Origin of the sequence: Vibrio sp. 10N.222.54.E6 (assembly GCF_041473955.1) — a bacterium.
GTDB classification, from domain to species: Bacteria; Pseudomonadota; Gammaproteobacteria; order Enterobacterales; family Vibrionaceae; genus Vibrio; species Vibrio tasmaniensis_A.
In genome coordinates, this window is sequence record NZ_JBFRTD010000013.1 from 266,004 (window position 1) to 278,065 (window position 12,062).

3 protein-coding genes are annotated in these 12,062 nt (G+C 41.1%); all 3 read left to right on the forward strand.

Annotation, left to right across the window (positions count from 1 at the left end; translation table 11 throughout):
• Nucleotides 1–237: 237 nt before the first annotated feature.
• The gene (locus tag AB4513_RS08980) at nucleotides 238–7,788 is read left to right on the forward strand and encodes a sacsin N-terminal ATP-binding-like domain-containing protein (RefSeq protein ID WP_017104387.1); all 7,551 of its coding nucleotides are present in this window, start codon (nucleotides 238–240) and stop codon (nucleotides 7,786–7,788) included.
• Nucleotides 7,781–10,456, forward strand: coding sequence for a DEAD/DEAH box helicase (locus tag AB4513_RS08985; protein WP_102258521.1), 2,676 nt, complete (start codon nucleotides 7,781–7,783; stop codon nucleotides 10,454–10,456). Before AB4513_RS08980 ends, AB4513_RS08985 begins: the two co-directional genes overlap by 8 nt.
• A 323-nt stretch (nucleotides 10,457–10,779) precedes the next feature.
• Nucleotides 10,780–11,984 (forward strand): IS3 family transposase gene (locus AB4513_RS08990; RefSeq protein WP_102258520.1). Its coding sequence is split into 2 segments (ribosomal slippage): nucleotides 10,780–11,167 and nucleotides 11,167–11,984, totalling 1,206 coding nucleotides; the frame shifts between segments, so codons are not numbered across the junction.
• Nucleotides 11,985–12,062: the final 78 nt, after the last annotated feature.

A 12,062-nucleotide genomic window follows, 5' to 3' on the forward strand; every position in this document is an offset into this window, starting at 1 on the left:
TCCGATACGTGCTTTCAAACAAGGTCTTGTAAGGCCTATCGTATTATTATCAAAAGCATCGCACCTAGTTTGGAATATTGGATATTCCAGCCTGACTTTGGTGGTTGCGATAGAATCACTATCTAATTGTAATGTGACGTAAATGATAAGTTAGGAAGCCATCCAAAGGTTACCCTAGCTTGTTCTCTTTGGCTTTTCTCTGTTCTTTCTAATTATACAAATAGGCGAGTTCTAACTATGGCAGGTGCTTCAATAGATGCGATTGGTGTGATCAACCAAATCAAAGATAATTTGACCGATCGCTATGATAATGGTTTTCCAGTGCTTAAGGAGATCATTCAAAATGCCGATGATGCTGGTGCAAATACCTTAACAATAGGTTGGAGCCAAGGTTTTAAAGACGCCGATAATGAACTGCTTAATGCTCCAGCGATTTTCTTTGTCAATGATGCGCCTCTAGAAGAGGAGCATCGCGATGCGATCTTGTCTATTGCACAAAGCTCAAAAGCCGCTTCAAAAACATCTGTTGGCAAGTTTGGGTTAGGTATGAAAAGCTTGTTTCACTTAGGTGAAGCTTTCTTCTTTATGTCGGAACAGTGGCTACAACAAACTTGGGCTGCTGATGTGTTTAATCCCTGGGATAAGTATCGCCCTAAATGGAACGAATTCGATCGTTCAGATAAGTTACGTATCGAAAAGCAATTAGCACCTTTGCTTGGCGAGAAAGACAAACCATGGTTTATCGTGTGGGTTCCACTGAGAACTCAAGCCCTTGTTGATGCCAAAAACAACAATATGATTATCAACAATATCAGTGATGGCCATTCCTTACCTGATTTCTTCTCTGAACAACATCTAGCTGAAAAAACATCTGAAATTTTGCCTCAACTCAAACATCTCAACGACATCGTTTTTTATAAGGAAACGTTACGTGGTGAGTTTGAAACTATTACGCACATTACTTTGGAGCCAGAGTCGAGTCGAAGCGCTTTTAATGGGGAAGAGATACTTTCTAACGGAAGTATTAATGCGATGTTCAGCGGCCAAATACGTGCCCAAGTACAAGATAATAGCCATGTTTTAGAGTATGCGGGATGTGAGCAGATCATCGCTGATTCACGATTGAAAACACTGAAAACGGCAGAAATGGGCTGGCCTAAAAGCTACCAGTTTGATAAGCACGCACAAGAGCCTGTAGAGGCACTGGATAAGGCTGAGCAGCATGCAGCGGTTACCTTTTCGCGTTATAAAACCACTGGGCAAGCGTATTTACGAGCCAACTGGGCTGTTTTTCTACCTCTTGCAACTACTGATGAATTAGTCTCGGTTCCCATTGATGGTGACTATGATTATAACCTTTACCTCCATGGTTATTTCTTTGTCGATGCTGGTCGAAAAGGCTTACACGGACATGAACAATTAGGTCAATCGGTTAAGCTTGACGAAGTCAAAAACGACGAGAAGCGTCTAAGAGAGGTATGGAATGTAATTTTGGCCAGTGAAGGGACGTTTAATCTGGTCTTAAGTGCATTAGATGCATTTTGTCGTCAATTTAATCTTTCTCATAAAACTACTTCAACTCTAACTGAAGCACTGCATCAGCTATTTGTAACGAAAAATACTTACAAGCGTGAAGTCGTAAAACCAAATAACTGGTTACTTGATGTCGATGAAGCTCAAACGTCATGGAAGTTACTTGATTCACTAGCGCATTGTATACCAATACCTAAACCTCAAAATAATGATCAATCACGTATTTGGTCTACGTTGCCAATATTAAGACAACTTTTGAAAAGTAAAACCTTATATCAGAAGTGTGGGTATGAATTTTTGACCACACGAAATACCGATACAAACTGGACGCCTACACTTGTGGCAGAAGTGTTAGGTGAAGATATAAATCATGTGTTTGAAAAGTCCATTTATATTGAGTATTTAAGTCAGTTTGTTGATTTAGTGAGCAGAGAGATTACTGAGGTTGAACTCAATACCTTGTTGTTACCTTTATTCAAAAAAACCTTAGCTGAGCAACCTTTAGTAGAGCTTTCGACTAATAAAGGACTGGTGGCTGTTTTGCTTACACACCTTAGTAAAGATCAATCAGTGGCTATCCCGATTGATAAAGATGATCAAGATATTTGGGATGTGCTCTCGGGACTAAAGACAGACAAATTATTGGTTCCGAGATTTATTGCCACAGATAGTGATGGTGAATATGCAGTTCTGGCACAGGATGAGCTGTTATCTCTGCTCGCTTGTATAGACACCTATATCAATCAGCACCAGTCTAACTTTAGCCAACAACAGTCCTCAGCTTGCGATAGGATAATCGACTTTGTTATTTCTAATGCTGACTCTAATATTGAGATCAAGATTTCGACGTTTTTTCAGCTATGTAGACACCTGAAACTGTTCAAAGTCGATGCCATTGGCTCGATTCAAAAAACCAAATATCGCTCTTTGAATGAATTATTGGACTTGAAAAGCAAGCGACAGCTATTTGTTAAAAGGGGCGAGCGAGCATTTGGGATGGGGTTCGCTAAAGAGTTGGCGTCAGCAGCGCCTGATATCGAGCTGTGTTTCTTGAATCAAAAGCTGGTAAGTATGTTAGAAGAGTTCAAAGAAATTGGTGGCTGCACAGAATCCAATTGTTTATCTCTGCTTGCTACGTATCCAGCCCTCGGTTCCAAGTCAGGTCGTTTGACATTGCTCAAAGAGTTGTCTGATGAGTTTAAATCGCTGGATGAAAAGCGAGGTTTGCGGTATCTGATTCACGGCAATAAAGAGGATGACCTCAAATATCCTCTTTGGAAAAGAAACAAAACCACAAAAGCCGTGTGGATGAAAGTATGGAAGATGTGTCAAACAGGCGAGCTCCCTGGTTGGTGTCAATTGGACCCAGAATTTGAACAGGTATTGAGAGGTCCGCATGAAGAGTTTATCGGTATTAAGGAACAGTCTTACCAAGGCATTATTGATGTCTATCGGTTAGCGTTACCTATGTGTGACTTTTCAGCGTTTGATGACTGGGAATTAAAAACACTCCTGTCTGATATAGGGGCTGAAGAGCAAAAGGATTTATGGCGTTCAATGCCGATACACCTCACTAATACCGGGGAGCATGTAACGATAACTACTGATTGTTTGATGGAAGGGAGCTCGGACGTACCGTCTGAATTAAATGTCACTATCATTCAGCGCTCTGAACTAAGTGAAGTTGCAGCATGTCAGAAAAAGTGGGTAAACAATGGCCAACCTATTGAACTAATTGATATTGCATTGATGCAAGAACAGCCAGCAAACTTCGCCTCATTCATTCTTGAACAGCTGTGCATTATTCGAGATGAGAAAACGGACGTTTCCGATGAACTTCACGGAAAAATTGAGGAAACACCGTGGTTAACACTAGAGGAACCAAATCATTGTGTTGCACCTAATCAAATATTGAAGTTTGGACTGAGTGAGCTACCTGCTTCAACAAAATTATGCAGTGCTTCAGACAGCATGATTTATCATATTTCACAATTGTCTAATGGACTTGTTCAAGACAGTCAGACTAAAAGCGAATTGGAACGCTGGATTATAAATAACAAGGCTGCAGTTGGTACACGATTGGTCTCTGAGGCTGCGAAAAAACAAAACTACGCTTTGGGCAAGTTGGAAACCGTGACAGAAACGGTTGTTGTACAAGCGTGCTGTATTCCATATTTGTCGGAAAATCTTGTCGGTTGGCTGCTTCTTTCCGAGCTGTTTGAGTCCAACTATCTTGTACCTTCAGAAAATAAACAACAAATGCTATGCAATGAAGTCGATGCTAGTATTTTGTTTACTTCGCTAGAAAAAATTGCTGACCGTGGTCAGGATGATTTCGCAGCTGAATTAAGAACACAACTGCTTGGTGCACTGTGTAAAGCGCAAGCCGGTGTCGAGTTATTGCCTCAAGTACGCTTTCGAAATCAACTTGGATTATATGTTAACGGGTCAAACTTAGTGTCTGACGTCCCTCAAGTGGCACCAAAGTTTCTTATCGATCCCGTTGAATATAAAGTCGTTGAACCCTATTGCAGTAAGTCATTTGAGCAGAGCTCTTCGAATCAGGCCACAAACATTGTTGAAGATGGTAGCAATGCAGAAATACTGAGAAGTTATTTTGAGGATTGGGAAAGGCGTGTACCAATGGACGCTATTGCCACTTTTATGACGCTGTTTACCAAGCAAGAAAGTGTTGAAAGTTTGGCAAAGGGTTATCTAGTGAATAGCAACTTTGAAGCGATTCGTAAAATATATCAGAACAAGTGGGACCCGATTAGCCGAGGGAGAGGGCCGTATTCTGGTCAGCCCTTTAATACCTTATACAAAAGTATCGACTTTGAATTGTCGATATGTGCTGAAAACGCGACATTTATGAATTCCATTTTTGGTCATCGAGTTGAGGTTGAGCTGATAGGAACACCAAACTCGCTGCTTATACACCAAAAATCTAACGCCAAGCTCAAACGGGTTGAGCTTAGAAAGGTGGATACAAACAACATTGATAAGGAGCGTTTGATTCGTCTGTTGGCGAAAGGCGTGGAAGATCTATTCCAAGAAGTATTTGGCGCTGTCTTGCGTTTTGAAAATGATTTTCTCAAGAGTTTTGGGCACTCAGAACAAACGGATATTCAAGTGACCCGTCAAATTATACTCAATAATTTGGTGCCTTTGTTGGAACGTTTACAGGTAAGAGAGGAAGGGCTGTCGGACTTGCAACTTGAGTACAACAGGGAAACTCGAGTGCTTGCGTTAGCGGACCAATCGGTGAAGCAAGATCGGACTAAACTTTCAGTAGTTCTGGCTAAAATACAAAAGGTGATGGAAGATAATGCCAAAGTTCAAACTCTAGTGCTTAATTCGGTACGTAAAGAGATTAGCAAGCATTTTCAGTACTCTCCAAATAGTGTTCCTTTTGAGCTGTTACAAAATGCTGATGACGCATTGAGTGAACTTTCAGATATGACCAAAGGTAAAGCTGAGATTGTTCCGAGATTTGACGTTAACCTCGAAAATGGCAATGAATTAAATTTCTGTCATTGGGGGAGAGAAGTTAACTACTGTTCGAGTAACTATTCAGCTGGAAAAAATAGGTTTGAACGCGATTTAGAGAAAATGGTGAGCCTGAATGTTTCTGACAAAGCCGAAGGTAAAACAGGTAAATTTGGATTAGGCTTTAAGAGTGCACTATTGCTTTCAGACACACCACGTATTGTGAGTGGTGATATTTGTGCCGAAATTCAAGCAGGGGTTCTACCCAAAATACCAGAAAAAGCACTAATGGCATCGTTGACAGAAGCCACAGAAAGGTACGCGTTCAATAATCAAATTCCAACTCTGATTCAACTACCAAATTGTAAAGTACCAACAGAACAATTAGCGTCGATTCTAAGGCGCTTTGAGAGTAGCGCGGGCCTTTTAACAGTGTTCTCTCGCCATGTTCGCCAAATTAATATTAACGGTAAGCGTTTCGAATGGATGGGTGCAGCCGTTAACAATCTGCAGGGGGTAGCAATTGGTGACGTCAAACTGCCAACAAATAAGGCCACTCAAGGCGAAGTAAACCTTCGAAGCAGTAAGGTACTTTCGGTGACGACTGCTTCTGGCCAGTTTATATTTGCGTTAGATAAAAGTGGCTTGGTTTCTTTGGAGGACCGAAAGAAGCTAAGTAGCTTCTGGGTACTCAACCCTATTGATGAAGAACTCAAACTAGGCTTTTGTATTAATGCTCAATTTTCGGTAGACATAGGTCGGTCTCAGTTAGCGGTTGATAATGATGACAACATTGCGTTGGCTAAGCTGCTAGGGCAGGAGCTTACTGTGGCCTTAGAGGAAATGTATCAGAGATCATGCCAGTATTGGGATGAGTTTGCAGAGGAACTGGGACTAGGTGAAAAAGCAACATTTACTGGTTTCTGGCGAACGGTTTGGAATGTAATTACGACACAATGGCCCAATCAACTAGGTGATCATAGTTCGAAAGCTGAATTGATAAAGAGTATGTTCACTTGCTCGAATGGCCTTATTGATTTCTATAAACGTCATCCAGCACTTCCGACGAAACTTGCTGGTGAAGAAAGTAAACTAATCGATCTGAAAAGTGTTGAAATTGGAGCAGGACGTTTGCTCAGTGCTGTATATTCTTCTCTATCTGGGCATGAGCGACTATCTAGGTTATCTGAACAAAATCGAATCGTTTCTAATGAAGTTTTTGATGTGCTTGAGCGAATAGGATTTTCACCACTTAGTGGTAACCTAAAAAAACTGGAATTAATTGAACTCATTAAAGACGATCTTCCGAATTATGAAGTTCCACCTACAAAAGCGTCTTATTACGGTCGCTTGTTCGACGGTAACTTTGAAGAGCGAATCTCAAAGTCTAATGCCACCATATCAGAGACACGAGAATTAAAAGAGCATTTCTCGCAAATGCGTTTTTTGAACAACAATAAGATTGGCGTTTATGTTCCATCTAACAAGTTGCTATTTAAGGGAGTAAACGAATACAGCTTATTGAATCGTTTTGCACCAACCACTTCGATTCTCAGCGAGGAATACGACAGTGATGGTGAAAAACTTGCTAATTTAGCTCGCTCTGAATCCGAGTTCGAACCTTATTCTTGGGCACATCAGATAGAAAGTGACGATAAAGGCAAGGGTGGAAAGCAAGACGGTTTGTGTTCTTACATAGTTGATGGAACCCACACTGCGACCCTGCTCAGCAAGCTAAAACAATCTCGACCTCATTTCCTCAAAGAGGGTATATTTGACCCTAAGGTTCTTGATAAATGGCAATGGGATATTGATAAGCAGTCTCGCTTTATTCGCCTTTGGATCGACTCTGAAGCTGATAAGGCGCAACACGTCAGAAATGCCCAGAAAGAGTTTGTTCCTAATGTTGATGATAGTAGCACTATCCTAGAGAACATCGTGGAGTGGTGGAACGAAACAAAGGATTACCACTTAGTTGAACACGATAAATTGCTGTATGCCCAATCTATGCCATGGGAATTAATGGCAGAAGATTTTGCTTTAGAGCAGATAGAAACACGAAAAGGTTGGTTAAAGTTGTTCTACCTAGGCTGTTGCCAAACCTTGGCTTATTCTAATGACGCAGCGAATAGAAATGTCATTGAATGGTTTGAAAATCATGGGTGGTGGGACAAGTTAGCTCAACCTGGTGGGCCAAAGCCGGACTATTGGAACCAATTGATGGAAGAGTACCTGAAAACAGCAAAGGTTAATGAGCGCTATAGAGTATGGGTACAGATTCTACCTTTGTATCGTTTTGCTACAAAGCTAACAGACTATGTTAACTTGTTTAGGAATGCATCGTTCATAAATAACCTCAATGACCTATTGCAGCCCAATAGTTCAAGCCTACTATCCGGCTCGGGTATTGATGTCGCTGAACTCAAAGGAACGTTAGGAATTGGAATCAATTTTATTCTACGAGAACTCACAAGGCACTATGTTATCGAACAGGAATTTAGCTCTTCGACTCATAAATATGCATTTGTTTTACCTCTGAGGCTTAGAACCTTGTTAAACAAAATCGGAGCTGGTTTAAATACAGAAGCTAATCCGACTAATTCAGAGCAGCTCTATAGTTTTTTCTTAGAAACGCTTGTTGAAGATGATAGCCACTTTGGACTGAGTTTTGATATCCCTTTTAGAGTACTTTTGAATGATAGAAAGGCGTTTAAGCGCTGCTTTGATTTTGAGCCATTAGATTTAGGTGAGGCTGAACATGGATAACGTAGCACGCGTCAATCATCCGAAATTTGGATTAGGGAAGATTGAATTTGCCAAACAAGAAACATCACTGGTCAGATTTGAACACGGTTTTGAGGAGTGTTTAAACAGTGACCTTGAGCCTGTTGCTGATCTCAAATCAGATATTCAGTCTGGGAATGCCGTGAAAGCTACGGATCTGGCTTTAAAGTCTTTAGCGAGCTCACTCAAGAGTATCAATGAAAGTTGGAGTGTTTTCTCGAAGTCGAATATCAATTTGTTACCTCATCAGCTATGGGTTTGTCATCGTGTACTCAGGCAGTGGCCAACCAATCAGTTAATCGCAGATGATGTAGGGTTGGGGAAAACGGTTGAAGCGGGGTTGATTCTTTGGCCTTTGATTGAAAGAAAAAAAATCAAGCGTTTACTCATATTGACCCCTGCGCCTTTAGTTGAGCAATGGCAACTGCGGATGCTTGAGATGTTTGATATTAGGTTAAGCATGTATGCACCGGAAAATGACACTGATCGAGTGGATTATTGGGGTGCAAATAATATGGTTGTGGCATCTCTACCCACGTTAAGAAATGACAAAAATGGTCGGCAAGAGCGCATGCTCAATGCCGAGCCTTGGGACATGCTTATTGTAGATGAAGCACATCATCTGAACTCTACAGAGGATAAAGGCGGAACTCAGGGATTTAGGTTGATCCAGAGCCTTGTTGATAACGGTAAGTTTGAGTCTAAGTTATTTTTCACTGCAACGCCTCATAGAGGGAAAGAGTATGGCTTTTTCTCGCTGCTTCAATTGTTAAGACCAGATATTATCAACGCTAGGAAAATGTCTGAACATGAAATGCGTCCATTTGTGAAAGATGTCTTAATCCGAAACAACAAACAGTCGGTGACGGATATGAATGGCGAGCGACTTTTCAAGCCATTAACGGTTTCCTCACGAACTTATGCGTACAGTGAACAAGAGCAGAACTTCTACGATCTACTCACGAAGTTCATCGTTTCTGGTCAGGCATATGCCTCCTCATTGAGTTCTCGAGATCAGCGAGCGGTAAAATTAGTACTAACAGCGATGCAAAAGCTGGCTTCAAGCTCTGTTGCTGCTATCGAGCGAGCATTAAAAGGTAGGATTGAGAAACAAAAACAAGGTCAGAAGCGACTTGAAGATATCGAACAGTTACAAAGTGAGTTAACTGAACAGTTAGAAGTGGATGATTTGGGAGCTGCAACCCCTAGTTTTGCTGAAGAGCTGGCTCTTTTAGAAATTGAATTTATCGAAACCTCGACTCGTGTTCAGTTAATGACTGATGAACTTCCACGTATTAAGGAGCTGCTGCAAGCCTGTCAGGATGTTGAATTTGAAACTCGAATTACGACTATTTTAGATATTCTGGAGACAGAGTTTAAAGATAGAACCGTTGTGTTCTTTACTGAGTACAAAGCAACACAGTCTCTATTGATGGGGGCGTTAAACAAAAAATATGGGGACGGTTGTGTAACTTTCATCAACGGCGAAAACAAGTTGTATAACGTGGCTACTCAACAAGGAGAGAGTGCCGATTACAATACAGACCGTTATACAGCCGCAAAAATGTTCAATGAAGGCAAAGTGCGTTTTATTATCTCTACTGAGGCTGGTGGGGAGGGGATTGATCTTCAAAAGAACAGCTACTCCATGATCCATGTAGATTTACCCTGGAACCCTATGAGGCTTCATCAGCGTGTAGGACGTCTCAACCGTTACGGGCAACAAATGCCAGTGGAAGTCATTACGTTACGGAATCCAGATACAGTAGAATCCCGCATTTGGGATTTACTAAATTCAAAGATTGACCTGATAATGCGCTCAGTTGTTGGTGCAATGGATGAACCAGAAAATCTTATGGAGCTTATCCTGGGTATGGCTGATAGTTCCCTCTTTAATGAGCTATTTGCAGAAGCTGTTATACGGGATAATCCAGACTCATTGGCTTCTTGGTTTGACCATAAAACTAAAACGTTTGGTGGAGAATCTATTGTACAGAAGGTGCAGGATTTAACAGGACGAGCCGAACGGTTTGATTATCAGGACTTAGAGGATGTTCCTCGTTTGGATCTTGCTGACATGAAGCCATTTTTTACCCAAATGTTGGCTATGAATCAGAGACGCTACAAGTTTGACGAGCTAGGTGGGATGTCATTTATTACTCCCGTTAGTTGGTTAGGTGAGTTCCGAACCAAGCGATCTTACGACCAGATCTACTTTGACCGTAAAGCTAAGCAAATAGATAGCCAAGCAGATATTATGGGGTTCGGCCATCCGATGTTGTCTAAGGCAATTGCTCAAGGTGAACAAATTTCGGGAAGCTTTACTTACGTTGAAAACCTAGCGAATGATTTGATTATATTCAAGGTTCAGGACCAAATCACAGGTACAGATGCGTCGGTGAAAAGCAGCATAGTTGGAATTACAGTTGATGCGGAGATGCATTGCTATATTTTGAAAGATGAAGAGCTAATTCATTTGTTAAACGATATTGTGAAAAGTAGCGCTTTAGAAGGTGTGGGGAAAGAGCATAGTGAAATGCTATCTACTCTTGAAGTTGCAAAAGGTTTCTTGTCTGAGCATGTATCTCGCCTAGGGTTACCGTATAAATTGCCTGCTTTAGAGCCTTTGACTGCCTTTTATAAAGCTTAAAAGTTAAAGATATACCTTAATCTATAACTCAAATTGTACTTACTAAGAGCTGGGAGCGTAGTATTTTATTGCTCTAGACTAGGTGGCATGAGGTAGTTTTTAGGTCAGTTTTTTCCAAAGTAACACCAGAAGTAACATCTTAAAACTCTATTTTTATATTATTTAATTTAATCAATTGGATAAGTTGGATAGTAGAGTCCAGTAGCGACCCAATTCGTTCTTTACAAACAAGTAAAAAAGCCCACCTATCGTGGGCTTTTTTGTGCCTGTTGTACCGTCCTAAATATGGTTGACACATTTCCAACATGAAATTGGAGAGTGTCATGAAAACAACAAGTAGACGTACTCAACGAGATTATTCTCTTGCCTTTAAATTGGCAGTCGTAAGCCAAGTTGAAAAAGGCGAAATGACTTATAAGCAAGCTCAAGAACGTTATGGGATCCAAGGTCGCTCTACCGTTTTAGTTTGGCTTCGTAAACATGGTCAACTAGATTGGTCTAAAGGAATAGAACAATCGAGAGCGTTAGGAGCGACTATGTCAAACTCTTCCTCAACTCAAACCCCAGAGCAACGAATCAAAGAACTCGAGCAGCAATTAGAAGAGACTCAGCTCAAAGCTGAGTTCTTTGAAGCGGTTGTAAAAGTCATGGATCGAGATTTCGGTGTCCGAATCTCAAAGAAGCGCAAGGCCGAGTTATTAAGGAAAAAACGGTCAGAAAGTTGACCGTCACTAAAGCTTGTCACTTCATAGGTATTACACGACAAGCTTTCTACAAGCGCTGTGTTGCAGAAATTCATCAGACAAAGAAAGATGAATCAGTACTCGGTTTTGTGAAGGAGCAAAGGATGATGCACCCTCGTATAGGAACTCGTAAGATCAAGTATTTACTTGCTCAGAACGATATTGAAATAGGGCGAGACCGCTTATTCTCTCTGCTGAGAATGAATCGATTATTAGTGCAGAATCGAAGGGCTTATCATCGAACCACAAACAGTAATCATCGCTTTTACTGCCATCCGAATCGTGTCAAAGAAGGCTTAATACCGGAAAGACCAGAGCAATTATGGGTTGCCGATATTACTTATCTAGCAACGCGGCGTGGTAGTACTTATCTCAGTTTAGTGACGGACGCTTACTCAAGAAAAATCGTGGGCTATCACATAAGTGATGATATGAAAGCTCGCACGGTCAAGCAGGCCTTTTTAAACGCGTTGAAAGAACGGAATAATACAGGTGAGCTTGTACATCACTCAGATCGAGGTGTTCAGTACTGCTCTGTTGAATACCAAGAGTTGCATCGACAGTATGATGTATCTTGCTCAATGACTGATGGCTATGACTGTTATCAGAATGCGTTGGCAGAGAGGATCAACGGAATACTGAAGATGGAGTATCTGTTGAATAAGCCTAATGATTTAGATGAAGCAAAGAAAATGGTCGCCGAATCAGTAAAAATCTATAATGAATATAGGCCTCACACAGCTCTAAAATACAAAACGCCCGATGAAGTACATCGAGCGTTTTAGTCAATCAAGTGTCAACCCATATCAGGACGGGTCATGTCGTCTTTCAGCTAAAGCAACCGCTTTAGCTGAAAGACTTGA

Bases quoted from the DNA above. Each gene is read 5' to 3' on its own strand.
- AB4513_RS08980 (WP_017104387.1), top strand. From the start codon at position 238: ATGGCAGGTGCTTCAATAGATGCGATTGGTGTGATCAACCAAATCAAA.
- AB4513_RS08985 (WP_102258521.1), top strand. From the start codon at position 7,781: ATGGATAACGTAGCACGCGTCAATCATCCGAAATTTGGATTAGGGAAG.